Origin of the sequence: Bradyrhizobium sp. 142 (assembly GCF_023074015.1) — a bacterium.
GTDB lineage: Bacteria > Pseudomonadota > Alphaproteobacteria > Rhizobiales > Xanthobacteraceae > Bradyrhizobium.
Genome location: NZ_JADPKQ010000059.1, coordinates 27771 through 44515 on the forward strand (window position 1 = coordinate 27771; position 16745 = coordinate 44515).

Sequence of the window (16745 nt, forward strand, 5' to 3'; positions counted from 1 at the left end):
GGCGGCCGACGGCCGTCGAACCATTGGGCAGGAAAAATCACAAGCAATTTCAATTATGTATGAGTGCGCGGTTTGTTCTGAATGGCGCGCCACTCTACGATTTTGCAGGATGCGGCGCGATTTCGCCACCGTCTGCCACTCAGGCGCCAATTGAGCTCATGGCTCCATTGTGTAGGAGCGTCCAGGTTCGAGCACGTAGATGGTCAGAAAGCGGAGCGGGCCTTCCGGGTCACAATTGCGAAAGAGGGTGTGTGGAATATCGGCCCGATCCTGCAATGTCTCGCCTGCTCGATACTGTCGCGGATCATCGCTGCCATAAGCTGACTCGGCAACACCTTCGATGATGAAGACCACTCCCCCAACGGGATGTCGGTGAAGCGGAGCTATGCCACCGGGTGGATAGGTCACCTCAACCACGACGAGTTCCCGATGATCGCCGGGGCAATGGAAGACGTTCGAGAACCTTACGTGTGACACCGGGAAACCCGGCCTGTTGGACACTTGCCTGACCGTCGATGCTTTCACCCATTTGGACACCCTTTCCCGTCGAGCGTCGAGTCGTTGTACGTCGATCAGATCACGGTGCGAATGACCATGCGGACGCCTCACCAAAGCAACAAGGTACCCGAGCGCTGGTTCCGAGCGCGCCAGTGTCTCCGAGGCATCAGTCCCCGAACGATGGCGGTCCAAGCCATGTGGGCCAGGCAGTGGTGTTCGTCGATAGGTGCGATGCGGACATTACGAAGTCGCATGTCCTTGGTGCCGATTCGGCGATAGTTTTCGAATCCCTGCTGCATCACCTGCTTCAGGTGCTCGTCATTCTGACGACACTGACGCCCGCCGGAGACGCAGCGACGAACTTGGCGGTGTATGACGATGCCACCTTGTCCATGTCCACTTCACCCGTGAGCGTCATTCGGAACAGCTTCTCGTAGCGCTCGAACAATTGCTTTACGTTATTCTCCATATGGCGCCTCCCGAAGATCGCTGGCGGCAAGCCAGCGCATTAAGATCACGAAAGGAGAAAGCACATGCTAAAGGACGCGAAAGTGGCAACCCGGCTTCCAGCCAAAGACCTGAATCGCGCGCGGGCGTTCTATTCGGAGAAACTCGGGCTCGAACCGGTCGAACAGCGCGCGGGCGGGCTGCGCTACGTCTGCAGGGCCGGCGAGTTTGCGATCTTCGTCTCGGCGGGAGTGCAATCTGGCTCGCACACCCAAATGGGCTGGGAAGTCGACGACATCGAGGCGACGGTGCGCGAGCTTCGCGCGCGGGGAGTCGAGTTCGAGGAGTATGACCTGCCCGGCCTGAGTACCGTCGATGGGATTGCGGAGATCAGAGGCAACTACCCCAGCAAAGGCACCGGTGAGCGGGGTGCGTGGTTCCGCGACAGTGAAGGAAACCTCCTGGGAATCGGGCAACCGGTTCGGTCTTGATGGTTCGGTTTGGCCGAGGTTTCACGTCGCATCGCGAAATTGATCGGCCAGCCGCCGTGGATCGCAACTGCCGGGCGAGAGGATGATCATCGCATGCAGATTGGTTCTGGGCTCGACGAAATGGCAATCGTCGTTGCCGCGCAGGGCCACGAAGAAGCGCGAGTCCAGATCCACGCCGTTCAAATTGGCCCGCAGGTCATCGGCCATCGAGAGGATCACCATGCCACCCGGCGCGCGATAGGCCGTATCGAGGATGCGCGCAAACGATCGCATCAGGATGATCCGGCACGCCGGCAAGCAGACCACCGCGCGCGCCGCCGCAAATCGCGCAATGTCGAGCGGGATGCTCCTGGCATCCTCCATCAGTTCGGCCGGCTTGAACGCATCGATATCGGCGAAGGTCGCCAGTTGAAGTGCGGAGGAAGGTGTCAGGGCACTGAACAACATTTCGTCAAGCCCGCAGCCGCCGCAATGATGGAGATCATATCAATGGTGAAACATCTTGATTCCGTAGATCATGAAGCAGGCCGTAATATTACGGCGATCATGCGATGTGGCCTGGACTTGAGGCTGTTCGAACGGCCTCGAACACATGGAGCTGGATATGACGGAGACCTCGTGCGTCAACGATCTCCGACCATCGGCCGGCCCAAGGCCAGATCGATGAAATGGACCCGCGTGCACGCAGGGCAGCTGAACGCTTCGAAAGGTCAACCTTCGAGTTTCGGCTGTCTTTCCAGGTGGGTTTGAACATTCATACCCGTCTGAGGGCATTGAAAAACGATGAGGTCCGCCATCGGCAGAGAATGCCCGACGGCGGATTCTTTTCTTTGATCTAGATCAGTTTCCTTAATCTAGATCAGTTTGGAATCGGTCTCAGCGGTCGTGCGGGCCGAATGCGCATCTCTCACATGCGAAAGGGGCCCGAGGGCCCCTCCAGATTTCACCAGCGGCGATAGCGCGGCCCATAATAGCGCGGCCCATAATATCTCGGGCCGTAATAGCGCGGCGGCCCATAATATCCCGGGCCGTAGCCGTAACCATAGGCGTAGTTCGGCCGCCACCAGCAACGCCCCCATTGATTGCAGACCATGCGGACCTGCTCGACGTCCGAGACCTGCGATGTAGCAGGTGCAGGCGCGACGGGCATGGCGGACGCCGCCGACGATGCCAAGACGGCACCGAACATGGCCACGGCGACGAGGCCCATATTGAACTTCATGATGTCTTCCTCCGCTTACGCCTTGCAGGATATCGAAGATGTTCTGCCCAAATTGTGGCGGAACCGAAATGTAATGCTGATGAACAAATCTTCAGCCAGTTCGTCTCAGGCCTGAGCCGGCTTGTCGCAAGCTACCTCAGCTTCGGCCATGGCAAACATCGCCACCATCCTTGATCCTGCGCAATTCACGCTTGGCTTCGTCCCTAGTCTTTTCGCCGTGGGCAGTTCTCTCGAGGCATTCGAGGGAAAGCATCTCCGGCGGTTGCTTCGCCTCCGTCGGAGGGCTGTGTCCGCGGATCGTTTGGAGCAGCGCAATGAACAAGATGAGAATCGACAAGGGCGACTGGCTGGTGGTGTGTGATGGCCGCAAGGCGTCGATTCTGGAGAATCTCGGCGACGGGATTTTTCCGAACCTTCACACAAGGGAGGTGCATGAGCAGTCCAACCCTGCCACCGCCGCGCAGGGGACCGACGCGCCCGGCCGGTTGCATGCCGCGGTTGGCGGTGCGCGCAGTTCGGCCGAGCAGACCGATTGGCACGACGAGGCCGAGCGCGCGTTCCTGCGAAGCCTCGCCGGACGGCTCGATACCGCCGTCAGTTCTGGCGAGACCACGGCTTTGACCATGGTGGCCTCGCCGCGCGCCCTCGGAATGATCCGCGCGGACTATTCGGACGCCGTGCGCGCTCCAGGGCGAAGTCGGCAAGGACCTCGTGAAGTTGCCGGTCTACGAGATCGAGAAGCAATTGCTGCTGTCGGGAGCCGCCAGTTAAGGCTTCCCCCGGGAGACGACGCGCCGGTACCCCTCAGTTGCAGGGATGTCGGCGGCCGTCCTGGCCGACATAGGCAGCCGCGCTCTGGTAGCAGTGGTTGGTCGACGGGCCGTCGTAGTAGGCGAAGGTGCCGGGGGTAACGCCGGGCCCGTAATTGTGCAAATAGCTAATCGGGTAGGGCAGCGGGTTGGTGGAAGAGCGGTGATGCCGGTGATGCCGCGCCTCCGCAAGGCTGGGGGCGAGGGTCACGGCCGAAAGGGCCGCAACCATGGCAACAAGCTTCAACTTGCTCATCTCGATTCTCCGAAACCACACTTAGAGGTCAGCTCGTTATAGCGATTTTCGGCGGGCTGGGCACCCAAGCGGCGGGAAAACCCGGCGATTTCCGTGGATTCCCGGGCGGTGTGACCGAAATGCCGGTCCGCCCCGCGGCCTGCCCATTTTTGGCCTTTTCGGGATGCTTAACGAATTCCCCACACAAGTATGACCAAAGAGAATCTGGTCAAAGATTCCTGCCGGCCCCTTGGGGGTCCTTCGAGGCCGGTCCATTCCTGCAAGGTTTTCACCGTCCCTTTGCCATGCGCATCACGCTCCTGAGCCTGCTGTTGCTCTCCGTTGCTGTCGCCACGCCGGCGCGGGCGGATCTGCACATCACGCGCGACCACGGCGGCTATGTCGAGGAGTACAAGGCCAAGTACGCGCGCGTCCGCGACAAGCGCGAGCGCGTCATCATCGACGGCATCTGCAACTCGGCCTGCACGCTGGTGCTGGGCATCGTGCCGATGAACAAGATCTGCGTGACGCCGCGCGCGAGCCTCGGCTTCCACCAGGCCTATTACGACAAGGCCTTTACCTTTGGCATCAAGGTCACCAGCTCGGAAGGGACGTCGGATCTGATGTCCTACTATCCCGACACGGTGAAGGACTGGATCCGCCGCAACGGCGGGCTCACGACCGACATGAAGAAGATCAAGAACGGGGTCGAGCTCTGGAAGATCATCAATCCCTGTCCGGAAGAGTGGTGAGCGGCTGATCTGAGCTGCCGTTTCCTCTGTCCGTCGTCGTGCAGCGCAACATCTGAGCGCCGCAAATTCGCGTTGCCGCATCGCCTCTGGTCGGGCAATGAAGACGGCAATGAATCATAATCAAGAAAACATGGCCGCACGCGCGGCGCCGATCCTGTTCGTCGTGCTCTGGAGCACCGGCTTCATCGGCACCAAATACGTCATCAACAATGCCGATCCCTTGACCTATCTCGCGATCCGCATGGTGATCGTGGTCGGCTTGATGGCGGTGATCGTGGCGATTGCGCGCCCGAAATGGCCCGACCGCATCGGCATCGCGCACAGCGCGGTCGCCGGTATCCTCGTTCATGGTTTCTATCTCGGCGGCACCGCGATTGCGATCGCGCATTCGATTCCCGCAGGGCTCTCAGCGCTGATTCCGGGCCTGCAGCCGATCCTGACCTCGACCATCGCCAACCGCTGGCTGGGCGAACGGGTGACGCCGGTGCAATGGGCCGGGCTCGTGCTCGGCCTCGGCGGGGTGGTGCTGATCCTGCACAACCGCCCCCTGACCGGCGAAGCCGGGCTCGGCTGGCTCGCCTCAGTGGTCGCCCTGATCAGCATCACGCTCGGCACGCTCTATCAGCGCCGCTACTGCAGCCGCATCGACTGGCGCTCCGGCAACCTGATCCAATATGTCGCTGTCACCATCTTCTTCGCGGCCGGTGCCTTCCTGTTCGAAGACCGCGTGGTGCGCTGGACGCGGGAGTTCGTGCTCGCGCTGGCCTGGCTCGCCGTGGCGCTCTCGATCGGATCCATCGGGCTGCTGTACTGGCTGATCCGCCATGCCGCGGCGACCTCGGTCGCGAGCCTGTTCTACCTGGTGCCCGCGGTCACGGCACTGATGGCTTACGTGCTATTCGGAGAGAAGCTCGACGCGCTTGCGATCGCCGGCATGGCGATGTGCGCGGCCGCGGTGTTCGTGGTCAACCGGCGCCTTTAGCATTTTCGGCGGACACATCCCTGACGTGTATCGGCCGTTTCGTGCTAGGCTGGGACCATTCAATCCCATTTCCTTTTCAACACGGTGATGTCCATGAAGAAGGCGAGACGCGCACTGCTCGGCCGGTCCATGAAGCCGGTTCGGATTGCCTGCATCAACTACGCGGAGCCAACGATCAGCGGTCGCAAGATGAGCGCGCTCACTGCAGCGCTTCAGAAGTGCTACGACAAGCATTTCCTCCCCGTGTGGGGCTATCCGGTCGATCTCTATGCCACGCAAAAGCCGAAGCCGACCGATTGGCAGTTGGTCTATTTCGACGAAGCTTCCCACAAGAACATGCTCGGCCGCCATGAGCTGACGCATCGCCGCCAGCCGATCTCGAAGATCTTCGTCAAGGCCCTGGGCGAAGAGCCCATCAGCGTGGCCGCCTCACACGAGCTGTTCGAGATGGTGCTCGACCCAATGGCCAATCTCTGGGCGGATAAGAACCGGAACACCCAGTATGCCTACGAGGTCTGCGACGCCGTGGAGGAGGATTCTTTCCCGGTCAACGGTCTCCCGATGTCGAACTTTGTCTATCCATCCTGGTTCGAGCCGTTCGAGCATCCCCGCGGCACCAAGTTCGACCACATGGGATCGCTGAAGGCGCCGTTCTCGATGACCGAGGGCGGCTACGTCATCAAGAAGGTCAATGGCAGACGGGTGATCAAGGCGTTCGGCTCGCCCGAGAAGCGGCGAAAGTTCGCGAAGGAGGACCGGCGCGGCCATCGCAGCGAATTCCGCGATCCGCGGGGCGAGCATCATCCAGGCCGGCGCGCATCCAAGCGGCGAGAGTAGGCACTTCGCCGCAAGCCTCCGGGTGCGCCCGCACCCGGAGGCTTGCTCTGCCTATCCTTGGGCTGCGATCAGCGCTTGGCCTTTTTCTTCTTGGCGGCTTTCTTCGGAGCTTTCTTCGGAGCTTTCTTGGCAGCCTTCTTGCCCGCCTTCTTCACGGTCTTCTTGGTCGCCTTCTTCGACGATTTCTTTGCGGCCTTCTTCGAAGCCTTCTTGGCAGCCTTCTTCTTGGAGGCCTTCTTCGGCGCTACTTTCTTTGCGACCTTCTTGGCGGCCTTCCTGACCTTCTTGACGGCGGTGACAGCGGCGTCCTTGGTCGCTTCCACGGCGGTGGTGATCGTCTCCATCGCCTGCTCGGTCACGGGTTTATCGTCGTCCATATCGTCCCCCTCGGTTTGAATGCAGCAACGACGATAGCGGGATTCGAAATTGTGTCAAAGCAACGCTCAAACCTTTGCGGATCTTTGCGTAGGCACCTAACGCCCATTCGCGTGCTTTCGCATGATCGACGATCATCCGGATAGGGCTTGGCGGGTTCGACGCCGACTCGCCAGTACGATCAGTGTCGCCCGCCAGGAGAGTGGATCCGCTTTGCCGGCAGCGCTTGACGCGAGGCCTGGGGCGATCCCGTTCCAGTCGACGGCACCGGCGCTGCTGCCGCGCGCCACGCCCGGGATCACTCTTGCTCCGCCGCCCCCTGGAAAGGGTCGGCGATCCCCGATCTTGGCAAGGCCGGCATCGAGCATCCGCAGCGACCACGCCAGCCATCAGCGCGCCGCGCCGCCCGGTGCCCCTCGTTTACAATTTGTAAAGCATTCCGCGTGCGTTTGGTGCGAACCCTCGTTAATGCGGCCGTAAGCCGATTGCACGAATATGCAGGAATTACGGGGGTGATTCCATTCATGTCTAAACTTGCGACGGCGAAACTCCTGCCGCAATTCAAGCTGGGTACCAAGGCCGTCCTGTGCGCCGTGCTGCTGATCGCCGTGAATACGGCGCTGGTGGTCGGCGCCGGCTATTGGTCGCTCACCACGGCTATCAATGATCGAGCGTTGCGCGACATCGAGGTCAATTTGCGCACGCTGGCGCTTGCCTTTGCCGAGACCGCTCCGGACGCCAGGATCGCCATGAAGGATGGCGCGGTCGCGCGCGCCGAGATCCCCAAAATGCCCGACTTCAGGGATCACGCCATCGTCGATCGCGCGGTGTCCTATGTCGGCGGTAACGCGACCCTGTTCGCGTTCGACGATGCGAGCGGGCAGTTCGTCCGCCGCTCGACCAACGTGAAGAAGGAAAATGGCGAGCGCGCCGTCGGCACCCAGCTTGCCGCCGACCATCCGGCGCAAGCCCTGCTGCGCCGTGGCGAGGCCTACAAGGGGCCGGCCACGCTGTTCGGCAAATCGTTCATGACCGCCTATTTCCCGGTCGCAGATGCAACCGGCAAGGTCGCCGGCATCCTCTACGTCGGTATCCCGATGGCGCAGTTCGAGAGCATGCTGGCCCAGGCGATCGAGAGCATGGGGGCCGCAGCCGGCATCGCCGCGCTGCTGGTCCTGGCCCTCACAATGCTGGTCGTCCGCCGCATTACCCGGCCGCTCACCTCTGTCACGCGCTCGCTGACCGCGCTCGCCGACGGCCAGAACGACGTCGCGAACGATTGCGAGGAGCGCGCCGACGAGATCGGCGAGATCGCCCGCACGGTCGCGGTGTTCAAGAGCAATTCGCTGGAGCGGGCGCGCCTGCGGAGCGAGCAGGCGGCGGCCTCTGCGGCTGCTGCGGAGCAGCGCAAATCCGAGCTGCGTAATTTCGTCGAGGAGTTCCGCGGCAGCGTCGGCGGCATTCTCGACAAGGTCCTGAACTCATCCGGCGAATTCGAGCGCGTGGCCCGGCAACTGACCGACACGGCACGTTCCACGGCCGATCTATCGGCGCAGTCGGCGGGGGCGTCCGAGAACGCCTCCGAGCACGTGCGTTCGGCGGCGACGGCTTCGGACGAACTGAGCCAATCGATCTCCGAGATCACCCGCAGGGTGCAGGAATCGAGCGAGATCTCCGCCGAGGCGGTGCGCCAGGCCGAGGCCACCGACCAGCGCATCGCGCAGCTCTCCGAGGCGGGCGCGCGCATCGGAGACGTCGTCAAGCTGATCACCTCGATCGCCGAGCAGACCAATCTCCTGGCGCTGAATGCCACGATCGAGGCCGCGCGCGCGGGCGATGCTGGCCGCGGCTTCGCGGTCGTCGCCCAGGAGGTCAAGACGCTCGCCGGCCAGACGGCCAAGGCGACCGATGAGATTTCGAACCAGATCGCCAGCATGCAGCTTGCGACCGAGGAGTCGGTCATAGCCATCAAGGCGATCGGCCAGACCATCGAGCGCATCAGCGGCATCGCCGGCTCGATCTCGGCCGCGGTGGAGCAGCAGCGCAGCGCCACCCACAACATCGCCGCCAGCGTCCGCGCCGCGGCCTCCGGCACCGCCGACGTCGCGGTCAATGTCCGTCATGCCGCCAAGGGCGCCAGCGAGACCGGCGAAACCTCGAGCCGGATGTTTGCCTCCGCCCAGGCGCTGTCGGGTGAGAGCGTGCATCTGAAGGCCGAGGTCGACAGCTTCCTCGACCGCGTGGGCGCAGCTTGAGGGCCGGACGTGTGGTCTGACGTCGTCAAGATGGACTGAAGGACCGGTCCCAATGCGCAACGCGCATTGGGGATCTCGACATCCCGGGTTCGTGCTTCGCGCGCCCCGGGATCACTTTTTGGCGGTTGCCAGAGGCAACCGCCAGACGTCACTTCGGCTGTGGCACGATCCGGATGTAGGGTTTCGGCTCCTTCCAGCCCTGCGGATAGATCGTCTTGGCCTCGTCGTTGGAGACCGAGCCTGCGATGATGACGTCCTCGCCCTGCGACCAGTCGGCCGGCGTTGCGACGCGATGCTTGGCGGTGAGCTGGAGCGAGTCGATGGCGCGCAGGATTTCTTGAAAATTCCGGCCCGTGGTCATCGGATAGACCAGCACCAGCTTGATCTTCTTGTCCGGCCCGATGACGAAGACATTGCGGACGGTCTGGTTGTCGGCCGGCGTGCGGGTGAGGGGATCGCCCGAGGTCGAGGCCGGCAGCATCTCGTAGAGCTTCGAGACGTTGAAGTCGGTATCGCCGATCATCGGATAGTTCGGGGCGGCACCTTGCGTCTCCTTGATGTCCTCCGACCATTTGGAATGGCGGTCAACCGGATCGACCGAGAGGCCCATCAGCTTGACGCCGCGCTTGTCGAATTCGGGCTTCAGCTTGGCCAGCGCGCCGAGTTCCGTCGTACAAACCGGCGTGAAGTCCTTCGGATGCGAGAAGAGAAGCGCCCAGCTGTTGCCGATCCAGTCATGGAACTTGATCTTCCCTTCGGTGGTCTCAGCTTCGAAGTCGGGGGCGGTGGCGCCGATCGGGAGTGTCATGGTTTTGCCTCATCGCATTGAATTTGCTTATGAATTCACATTTTGCCGTCACGGGTAGTATAGGGTGTCGTCGCGCTCAAGTGAACCGATTCAAGTAAAATGTGAATTCCTTCTCTGAAAGACCGATTTTCTAGCACCTTTCTGTCACAGGGGCGCGTGCGGCGAAACATCCCCGCCGGAGCCACACGGTCTCGATTGCCCCGACAAAGCCTTTTATGATCCGCATCACGCTCGCCCGAGTTTGATGGAACCAAAATGGTCCTGATAGCGACCAATTGGCAACCATTGGAAAAAGTCGCGATCCCCGTATCGAATCGTTAATCACCCCTTTACGCCCGCATGAAAATGCTGGTCGATCAGAAGAAATCTGGAAGTGAACTATGTCTGCCGCTGCGCCCAAGTCTCTTGAGAAGTCCGCTGAGAAGCCTGTTGAGTTGCCGTCCCTCGAACCGTCTTGCCGCGATACTGCGGCTCACGCGCTGACCATCGTCCGCGACGGTGTGATCACGGGCGAAGGCCCGACGACGAAGGGCCGGGTGCACTTTTCCCGTTCGCTCGATGCCGACGATACCGCCTGGTGCGCCCGCATCCTGACGGCCACAGCCGTCAACGATCAGCCGGTCAGCCGCTCCGAAGCCGAGACGCTGTTCGAGATCAACGAGGCCGCGACCGAGCGTACCGATGGCGGCCGGTTCGACGATTTGCTGGCCAAGGCGGTCGCCCACTATGCCGCGAGCGCGTCGGGCCTGAAGGTGCCGCCGCGCAGCGTCGCGCTGTCGGCAGAGTCCGACATCGAGAGCTGGGCGCCGGCCTATGCCTCCAAGGTCAACACCGAGATGCTGGAGTGGATCGCGGGCCAGATACGCGGCAAGCGCCAGAACAACCGTCGCCTGATGGCGATGGTGGCGACCTTCCTGGGCGCCACCGCGCTGCCTCTGGCGGGCCAATTGCCGAACGTGTTCGACATTGGAATGTGAGATTATCTCGTCTCTTTTGAGGGCAAGAGAAAGCGGCGGGGTTATTTCCCCGCCGTTTTTTGTTTGCCGGGGTTCGGCTCGAGGCCAAGCGTGCGGCCCGGGAAGCCGGCGGAGTCGAAATAGCGCTGGCTGCCGACGCGCTGGACGTTGAGCACGGTCTGAAGACCGTTCTCGGACATCTTCGACTTCTCAACGGCCTTGTAGGCCTTCGGCACGATGCCGTTGGGCAGGGCCTCCGACATCACCCGGCCGACGAGGCTGCCATTGGGTGAGGCGCGCAGACCCATCAGCTGGGCGGCGGTCATGCCGACATCGGCATTGCTGACCGGCAGTTCGCTGACGAAGCCGGCCTTGAAGTCCGGTCCGATCGCGGCCATGAAATTCATGGTGTCGCCGCGGCTGAAGCTGCCATGCATGCCCTGGCCCTGGCGCAGCACGGTGTCGGCCACCTGCACCGAGCAGTTGGTCGGCGCCTCGCCGCAGTCGCTGGCATAGGAGCGGAAATTGACGACGATCGCCGGCGTCGGCGTCGCCGCCTTGCCGCGCAAATTGATGCTCGACAGCGGCAGGGTGCCGGGAAAGCGGCCGAGCTGGTCGTCGATGAACAGGCCGGAGACGTAGTCCTGCTCGAGCAACGCCTTGATGGTCCTGGCCGCCAGCTTCTTATCCTTGCTCGGCAGGTAGATCAGATCCGAGCCGCCATTAGTGGCGACGACGAGGTCGGGCTTGGTCGGATCCTTGCCGAGCACGCCGTTGCCGGCCTTGGGGTGCTTGTTGCCTTCAATCTTCGCGTTCTTGTCGTTGGGGTCGAACAGCGGCAGGTCGAGCGCCTTGGCCAGATCAAGCGCCAGGAAGCCCATCGGCAGAAAATCGTTCGGCGTGTCGTCATAGCTGACCTTGGCCGAGGGGCTGGTCTTGCTCTCCTTGGAGATGGTCGAGAAGCCGTGGTCGGCCTGGATCATCATGTTCGTGCTCGCCGCAAGGCCGAGCTCGTCCAAGGCCTTGCGCAGCTGGGCGAGATTGTCGTCGGCGTTCTTGATGCTCGCCATCGTGCTCGGACCGTTGATGCCCGGCTTGATCTGGTTGAGGCTGTCGCCTTGGTTATGCTGGGTACCATCAGGGTCGCGTGACCAGAACACCAGCACGAACGGCTTGTTGCGCGCCTTGAACATCGGCAACACGACTTTGGTGGCGACATCGGCAAAGTAAGCCTGTTGCGCGACGTTGGCGACCGTGGTGCCGGGCGTCTTGGCGTCGCCCGCCTTGCTGTTGTCGCCGCGCGGCGGGGCGGCGAGGGGAAGGCCGGCCTTGGTGAGCGCTGCCTTCACCTCGTCCGACAGCGCCACACCGTTCTTGCCGCCGGTCGAGTCGTCGAACACGACCGAATGCAGGCCGGGCTGTTCGGGTTTGTCCTTGTGGTCGAACTGGTAGGTCGGACCGACTTTGCCGATCGCCGCGGTGCTGAGGCCCTTGTCGCGGGCCATCTTCAGGATGGTCTCCTCGTTGAGATAGTCGCCCTTGAAATGCTCGTCGATGTCGCCGAGCACGACGTCGTTCTCGATAAAGGGGACCACGGTGTCGCCGGCAGGCGCGGAGGTGTAGTTGGTCCAGATCGTGTTGGAGAACACGCCGGTGTCGCCGAGATAGTGTCCGGTCGACATCGCCGAGCCGTTAGCCATGGTGAAGGTCGGGAACAGCGAATGCGGGTTCTTGAAATTGACGCCCTTGTCGCGGACCTCGGCCATCGCCGGCGCCGTCTCGGGCGTGACCTTCAGGGCGCGCAGCCCGTCTGGGATGAACAGGATCAGGTTACGGGGCGTGTTGTTCTGGGCGGAGGCAAGTCCAGCGCAAAGTCCGGTGGACAGCACTGTCAGTCCGGCGGACAGCAACACCAGTGAACGGCGCATCAAATCTCTCCCTGCGGTGAGGCGGCTCGGTGGCCAACCGCGGCCCCCGCCATCGTTTAGTTTTGCCGCATGACAGTCTTGTTACAGGGGCGGGTCGTCATGCAAGAGGGGCTTGGGAGAGTGAAGAACCCGCCGCTCGTTGGAGCGGCGGGTCCTGTAGTCGAACCTCTACCAGTTGCGGTAGATGCCGGTCAGCGTACCATTGTTATTGCCTTCAGGGCCGACATCGCCCTGCGTCGAGCTAGGCGTGGGATGATTGGCGCCGTTGAGCGCACCGTACGGTGCCGCCACGCCAGGATCGTACATCACGTGCGGCTGCATGGACTCATAGCGGGGACCCCATCCCACGGGATTTCCGAACCGATCGTAGGTCTGCGCCGATGCGGCTCCTGTTCCCGCGATGACCGACGCTGCGATCAGGCATGCGAGCTTCGTTGCATTCTGCATTTCGATGCTCCGTGCTGGTGTCTGGAGCCAACGACCGCACCGCAGCGGCGTTCCCCGAATTCAGCGATCAACTCGAGATCGACTGACGATCAAATGTTTCGGAATTGGGTTGAATTGATGTGGGTGGTAGCTGCCGCATTCTCTCGTGACCGCTAGAGAAGGCGAGGCCTGCCAAGTGCATTCTCCGCGTTTTCGGTGTTCAAGGATGTGTTCGAGAAGCGGCTGCGGTGACGCCGGACGTGAGCGGCCCGTGTGTCTTTGTCGCAGGTCGCGTTAAGATTGGGTCTTAACCAATAATTAATTATATGTTTGCCGAGGCCCGATGGCCCGGCCTAGCGTCACCTCGGGGAGCTGCCGTGTAGCCAACGAGTTGGTGCGTATCATGACGTATAGAATGCACGGGGCGTTACTCGCCTCGCTCAGCGCCGCCGCGCTGCTCCTTGCCGCCAGCGACAGTTTTGCAAGACCCGGCGGCGCCGCGCCGCATGGCGTTGTGGCCACTGCCGCGCCGCCGGTCGCAGCCCGCCCAGCGATCGCGCCGGGCAGCCGGTTCCACCGACGGAACAATCCGTGGGTGTATTGGCCGGGCGGCGGGTTCTTCTACAACGGTGCGGGCTACAGCCAGCCCTTCGCCGATGCAGGGCAGCCGCTCTCCAACGACGTGCGCTACAACTATACCTACGACGTTCCCTGGGACTGGACGCATCGCTTCCCGCCGAACGTCGTACCGTCCGATCGTCCCTATGTGCCGAGCTGTCCCACCGAATCCGTAACGGTGCCCGGCCGCGGCGGCGGTGAGCACACCGTCAACATCATGCGCTGCTACTGAGCGGCGTATTCGCTAGCCCAGCTCAAAGCTGGTCACGCCGAAGACGCGGTCGATCCGCAGCGGCGGGGCCGCTGCGGTGTACATCCGCGCCGTCTCGAACACCGGCTTCAGTCCGAACGACTCCGCAAGTGCGATTGCCTCGCGGTTGACGGCGGGGACATCGAGGAAGATCTCGCCGCTGCCCGCGCTTGCCAGCAAGGCCTGCACGACCGGCTCTGCTGCCGCGCGGTCGTCGGCGACGAGCGGGCCGATCTTGTGGCCTGTCCGGCACTGGCGGATCACGCCCCATCCAGCGAGCTTGCCGTCGCGCAGCAGCGCGCGGCCGTGATGGCCGGGCGCATTGATCCAGGCACGTAGGAAGGCGATGCGCGGGGCCGGGAAGACGGTCGCGTCATCCGTCTCCACCATGGCGAACGGTATTTTGTCCAGCGCGACGATGTCGGTAGGCGGCGGTAGAGATGGTGCCGCAATGGCGCCGCCATGGCGGATATTGGCGTAAGCAAGCTGGAAGCCGGATTTCCTGTAATTGTCCTGCTGCGCCACGACGCCGTCGAGCCCGATCACGCGGGACCCCGCATGCGCAATCGCCGCGTTCCAGATGCGCACGCCGTGACCCGCGCCGCGAAACCCTGCGCGCACGATGTAGAAGCCGAGGAAGGCGAAGCGATCATCGTAGTTGACGCAGGAGACGGTCGCCACCGCCTCGCCGTCGATCTCACCGACGAAGAAGCCCTGCGCATCGGGGATCGCGAAGCAGGCCGCATCCGCAAGGCCCGGATTCCAGCCTTCGGCGGCAGCCCAGTCGACGGCGCGGGAAATCTCCTCTGGGCGAAGGTTGCGGATCTGCAAATCAGTCATGACGGATGCCTTCGACGGTGGACCTGCCGACAAGCCTGGCTGTAGAAGGCCTCATGATAGGCCGGGCCTGCGGCTCGCCTCAACTCCATCGCAAGGGATCATCGGTCATGGCAACAGAGAAAGTCGCACTCGTCACCGCAGGCGGCAGCGGCATGGGAGCGGGGGCTGCGCGGCGGCTCGCGGCCGACGGCTTTCGCGTCGCGATCCTGTCGTCATCGGGCAAGGGCGAGGCGCTGGCCACCGAGCTTGGCGGGATCGGCGTCATCGGCTCCAACAAGTCGAATGACGATCTGAAGCGCCTCGTCGACGGTGCGCTGGCGAAGTGGGGTCATATCGACGTGCTCGTCAACAGCGCCGGTCACGGCCCGCGCGCACCGATCACCGAGATCACCGACGAGCAGTGGCACACCGGGCTCGACACCTATCTGCTCAACGTGATCCGTCCGACGCGGCTGGTGACGCCAGTGATGCAGGCACAAAAGGCCGGGGCAATCATCAATATCTCGACCGCCTGGGCGTTCGAGCCGAGCGCGATGTTTCCGACCTCGGCGGTGTTCCGGGCAGGGCTGGCCGCCTTCACGAAGATCTTCACGGACAATTATGCCACCGACAACGTCCGCATGAACAACGTGCTGCCGGGTTGGATCGACAGCCTGCCGCAGACAGAGGCCCGCCGCGACAGCGTGCCGATGAGGCGCTAGGGCAAGGTCGAGGAGATCGCGGCGACGGTCGCGTTCCTCGCCTCGGACGGCGCTGCCTACATCACCGGCCAGAACATCCGCGTCGACGGCGGACTGACGCGTTCAGTCTGAGCGCCCTTGGGAAGATTTGATCCTCCATGCTCACGCGCTTGTTGTGGCGCGATACGAACGTGCGTTGTGCGCCGTTGCCCGGTGCTGCGGCGAGCGGGATGCGTGGCACTTGGGCCACACTTGATACCTTTCACAGCCGGTGGACCGCATACTGCATCATAGTCCCTATGAACTTCGCCGCAGTCCAAGACGGGAGGCGGTGCGCCGCCTATCCCCAGTCTGCGCCGGATGGTTCCCACCCGCGCGCATTCGAAAACGCGAGATCGATCGCGTGGGGCTTGGAGATTGGAATGAAGAAGTTTTTGCTGGCGGTCGCATCGGTTGCCCTGGGCACGGCGTCCGTGTCCGCTGCGGATTTGGCGGCGCACTACACCAAGGCGCCGATGATGGCGCCGGCCTACAACTGGACCGGCTTCTATGTCGGCGCCAATGCCGGCGGACAATGGGGCAGCGCAGACCCGACCACGTCGACCGTGTTCGATCCCGCCGGCTATTTCGCGACCTCCAGTGTTCCTGCGATTGCGGCGGTCGGCGCCCAGCGCGTCAACAGCTCCAGCGCGACCGGCGGCTTCACCGCCGGCTACAACTGGCAATTCAACAACGCCGTGCTTGGCCTCGAAGGCGACATCAATTATTTCGGCTTCAAGGGCAGCGCGACGGGTTCGGGCGTCTATCCCTGCTGTGCGCCCACCGGTTTCACGGTGTCCTCGCAGGTCTCGGCCGACTGGCTCGCCACCATCCGCGGCCGGATCGGCTTCCTCGCGGCTCCGACCTGGCTGGTCTACGCCACGGGCGGCGTGGCAATCGCCGAGGTGAGGGGCAATTTCAACTTCACCGACACGTTCTCCGCGGCGACGGAATCGGCCGCGATCCGCGATACGCGTCTCGGCTGGACCGCAGGTGTCGGCACCGAATATGCGTTCGGCGGCGGCTGGTCGCTCAAGGCTGAATATCTCTACGTCGATCTCGGCCGCACCACGGCGACCAGCACCAATCTCATGACGTTCGCGGGTGCTGTGCCATCTCCGAGCAACGTCTACACCCACTCGGTCGACCTCAGGTCGAACATCGTGCGCGTCGGCGTGAACTACAAGTTTGGCGGACCGGTCGTCGCAAGATACTGATCGCCATCACGTTTCGTCCTGGCGCGGAAAGCCCTGGCTCAGCCAGGGCTTTCCGTTTTGAAGAGGCCTTCTGTTTTGAA

The 16745-nt window shown here is 62.8% G+C and carries 17 protein-coding genes and 3 pseudogenes; 10 read left to right on the forward strand and 10 right to left on the reverse strand.

The window, feature by feature from the left end:
* Positions 1-156 precede the first annotated feature (156 nt).
* Positions 157-417, reverse strand: a complete 261-nt coding sequence (locus tag IVA82_RS48910) for a cupin domain-containing protein (RefSeq protein ID WP_247380832.1) — start codon at positions 415-417, stop codon at positions 157-159.
* Between the two features lie 388 nt (positions 418-805).
* Positions 806-967, reverse strand: a complete 162-nt coding sequence (locus IVA82_RS06545) for a hypothetical protein (protein WP_247380834.1) — start codon at positions 965-967, stop codon at positions 806-808.
* 64 nt (positions 968-1031) lie between these two features.
* Here IVA82_RS06545 and IVA82_RS06550 point away from each other — a divergent pair, with 64 nt between their 5' ends.
* A complete protein-coding gene (locus IVA82_RS06550; protein WP_148737760.1) occupies positions 1032-1436 on the forward strand; it encodes a VOC family protein in 405 nt (134 codons plus the stop codon).
* 69 nt (positions 1437-1505) lie between these two features.
* Here IVA82_RS06550 and IVA82_RS06555 read toward each other — a convergent pair.
* Together IVA82_RS06555 and IVA82_RS06560 are read right to left on the reverse strand one after the other, a co-directional pair.
* A pseudogene (locus IVA82_RS06555) lies at positions 1506-1883 on the reverse strand (AraC family transcriptional regulator); the annotation flags it as partial.
* A gap of 496 nt (positions 1884-2379) precedes the next feature.
* Positions 2380-2658: a hypothetical protein gene (locus tag IVA82_RS06560; protein WP_247380837.1), complete on the reverse strand. Its 279-nt coding sequence runs from the start codon at positions 2656-2658 to the stop codon at positions 2380-2382.
* Between the two features lie 314 nt (positions 2659-2972).
* Here IVA82_RS06560 and IVA82_RS06565 point away from each other — a divergent pair.
* Positions 2973-3429, forward strand: a pseudogene (locus IVA82_RS06565) (host attachment protein).
* Between the two features lie 33 nt (positions 3430-3462).
* Here the strand turns inward: IVA82_RS06565 and IVA82_RS06570 are convergent.
* Positions 3463-3723 (reverse strand): hypothetical protein, encoded by a 261-nt coding sequence (locus IVA82_RS06570; protein ID WP_247380839.1) that lies wholly within the window; start codon positions 3721-3723, stop codon positions 3463-3465.
* A 284-nt stretch (positions 3724-4007) separates the two neighbouring features.
* Between IVA82_RS06570 and IVA82_RS06575 the strand changes: the two genes are divergently transcribed.
* From IVA82_RS06575 to IVA82_RS06585, 3 genes are all read left to right on the forward strand, one after another.
* A complete protein-coding gene (locus tag IVA82_RS06575) occupies positions 4008-4454 on the forward strand; it encodes a hypothetical protein (protein WP_148737985.1) in 447 nt (148 codons plus the stop codon).
* A 109-nt stretch (positions 4455-4563) separates the two neighbouring features.
* Positions 4564-5436 carry a DMT family transporter gene (locus IVA82_RS06580; RefSeq protein ID WP_247380842.1) on the forward strand — a complete coding sequence of 291 codons (873 nt, stop codon included), beginning with the start codon at positions 4564-4566 and terminating at the stop codon, positions 5434-5436.
* Positions 5437-5529: 93 nt separating this feature from the next.
* Positions 5530-6273 (forward strand): hypothetical protein, encoded by a 744-nt coding sequence (locus IVA82_RS06585; protein WP_247380845.1) that lies wholly within the window; start codon positions 5530-5532, stop codon positions 6271-6273.
* Positions 6274-6341: 68 nt separating this feature from the next.
* Here IVA82_RS06585 and IVA82_RS06590 read toward each other — a convergent pair whose 3' ends face one another.
* Positions 6342-6650, reverse strand: coding sequence for a histone (locus IVA82_RS06590; RefSeq protein WP_247380848.1), 309 nt, complete (start codon positions 6648-6650; stop codon positions 6342-6344).
* 522 nt (positions 6651-7172) lie between these two features.
* Here IVA82_RS06590 and IVA82_RS06595 point away from each other — a divergent pair.
* Positions 7173-8903, forward strand: a complete 1731-nt coding sequence (locus IVA82_RS06595; protein WP_247493192.1) for a Cache 3/Cache 2 fusion domain-containing protein — start codon at positions 7173-7175, stop codon at positions 8901-8903.
* A 148-nt stretch (positions 8904-9051) separates the two neighbouring features.
* On the opposite strand, the gene IVA82_RS06600 is transcribed toward IVA82_RS06595, so the two are convergent.
* Positions 9052-9711, reverse strand: coding sequence for a peroxiredoxin (locus IVA82_RS06600; RefSeq protein WP_148737740.1), 660 nt, complete (start codon positions 9709-9711; stop codon positions 9052-9054).
* Positions 9712-10091: 380 nt separating this feature from the next.
* Here IVA82_RS06600 and IVA82_RS06605 point away from each other — a divergent pair, with 380 nt between their 5' ends.
* Positions 10092-10688, forward strand: coding sequence for a hypothetical protein (locus IVA82_RS06605; protein ID WP_247380850.1), 597 nt, complete (start codon positions 10092-10094; stop codon positions 10686-10688).
* A gap of 41 nt (positions 10689-10729) precedes the next feature.
* Here IVA82_RS06605 and IVA82_RS06610 read toward each other — a convergent pair whose 3' ends face one another.
* The gene (locus IVA82_RS06610) at positions 10730-12595 is read right to left on the reverse strand and encodes an alkaline phosphatase family protein (RefSeq protein ID WP_247380852.1); all 1866 of its coding nucleotides are present in this window, start codon (positions 12593-12595) and stop codon (positions 10730-10732) included.
* 168 nt (positions 12596-12763) lie between these two features.
* Entirely contained in the window at positions 12764-13042 is a 279-nt protein-coding gene (locus IVA82_RS06615; RefSeq protein ID WP_247380855.1) for a hypothetical protein, read from the reverse strand.
* 382 nt (positions 13043-13424) lie between these two features.
* Between IVA82_RS06615 and IVA82_RS06620 the strand changes: the two genes are divergently transcribed.
* Complete coding sequence (locus tag IVA82_RS06620; RefSeq protein WP_247380858.1) at positions 13425-13871, forward strand: hypothetical protein; 447 nt, start codon at positions 13425-13427, stop codon at positions 13869-13871.
* A 12-nt stretch (positions 13872-13883) separates the two neighbouring features.
* Here the strand turns inward: IVA82_RS06620 and IVA82_RS06625 are convergent, their stop codons facing one another.
* Positions 13884-14729 (reverse strand): GNAT family N-acetyltransferase, encoded by an 846-nt coding sequence (locus IVA82_RS06625; protein WP_247380871.1) that lies wholly within the window; start codon positions 14727-14729, stop codon positions 13884-13886.
* 107 nt (positions 14730-14836) lie between these two features.
* Here IVA82_RS06625 and IVA82_RS06630 point away from each other — a divergent pair.
* Together IVA82_RS06630 and IVA82_RS06635 are read left to right on the forward strand one after the other, a co-directional pair.
* Positions 14837-15541 (forward strand): annotated as a pseudogene (locus IVA82_RS06630) (SDR family oxidoreductase).
* Between the two features lie 290 nt (positions 15542-15831).
* Positions 15832-16665 carry an outer membrane protein gene (locus tag IVA82_RS06635; protein WP_247380874.1) on the forward strand — a complete coding sequence of 278 codons (834 nt, stop codon included), beginning with the start codon at positions 15832-15834 and terminating at the stop codon, positions 16663-16665.
* Positions 16666-16745 lie beyond the last annotated feature (80 nt).

Excerpts from the sequence above, each read along its gene's own strand:
- IVA82_RS06580 (WP_247380842.1), top strand. The coding sequence starts at position 4,564 with ATGAATCATAATCAAGAAAACATGGCCGCACGCGCGGCGCCGATCCTG.
- IVA82_RS06635 (WP_247380874.1), top strand. The coding sequence starts at position 15,832 with ATGAAGAAGTTTTTGCTGGCGGTCGCATCGGTTGCCCTGGGCACGGCG.
- IVA82_RS06600 (WP_148737740.1), bottom strand. The coding sequence starts at position 9,711 with ATGACACTCCCGATCGGCGCCACCGCCCCCGACTTCGAAGCTGAGACC.
- IVA82_RS06585 (WP_247380845.1), top strand. The coding sequence starts at position 5,530 with ATGAAGAAGGCGAGACGCGCACTGCTCGGCCGGTCCATGAAGCCGGTT.
- IVA82_RS06595 (WP_247493192.1), top strand. The coding sequence starts at position 7,173 with ATGTCTAAACTTGCGACGGCGAAACTCCTGCCGCAATTCAAGCTGGGT.
- IVA82_RS06560 (WP_247380837.1), bottom strand. The coding sequence starts at position 2,658 with ATGAAGTTCAATATGGGCCTCGTCGCCGTGGCCATGTTCGGTGCCGTC.
- IVA82_RS06605 (WP_247380850.1), top strand. The coding sequence starts at position 10,092 with ATGTCTGCCGCTGCGCCCAAGTCTCTTGAGAAGTCCGCTGAGAAGCCT.
- IVA82_RS06620 (WP_247380858.1), top strand. The coding sequence starts at position 13,425 with ATGACGTATAGAATGCACGGGGCGTTACTCGCCTCGCTCAGCGCCGCC.
- IVA82_RS06570 (WP_247380839.1), bottom strand. The coding sequence starts at position 3,723 with ATGAGCAAGTTGAAGCTTGTTGCCATGGTTGCGGCCCTTTCGGCCGTG.
- IVA82_RS06610 (WP_247380852.1), bottom strand. The coding sequence starts at position 12,595 with ATGCGCCGTTCACTGGTGTTGCTGTCCGCCGGACTGACAGTGCTGTCC.
- IVA82_RS06545 (WP_247380834.1), bottom strand. The coding sequence starts at position 967 with ATGGAGAATAACGTAAAGCAATTGTTCGAGCGCTACGAGAAGCTGTTC.
- IVA82_RS06575 (WP_148737985.1), top strand. The coding sequence starts at position 4,008 with ATGCGCATCACGCTCCTGAGCCTGCTGTTGCTCTCCGTTGCTGTCGCC.
- IVA82_RS06615 (WP_247380855.1), bottom strand. The coding sequence starts at position 13,042 with ATGCAGAATGCAACGAAGCTCGCATGCCTGATCGCAGCGTCGGTCATC.
- IVA82_RS06625 (WP_247380871.1), bottom strand. The coding sequence starts at position 14,729 with ATGACTGATTTGCAGATCCGCAACCTTCGCCCAGAGGAGATTTCCCGC.
- IVA82_RS06590 (WP_247380848.1), bottom strand. The coding sequence starts at position 6,650 with ATGGACGACGATAAACCCGTGACCGAGCAGGCGATGGAGACGATCACC.
- IVA82_RS06550 (WP_148737760.1), top strand. The coding sequence starts at position 1,032 with ATGCTAAAGGACGCGAAAGTGGCAACCCGGCTTCCAGCCAAAGACCTG.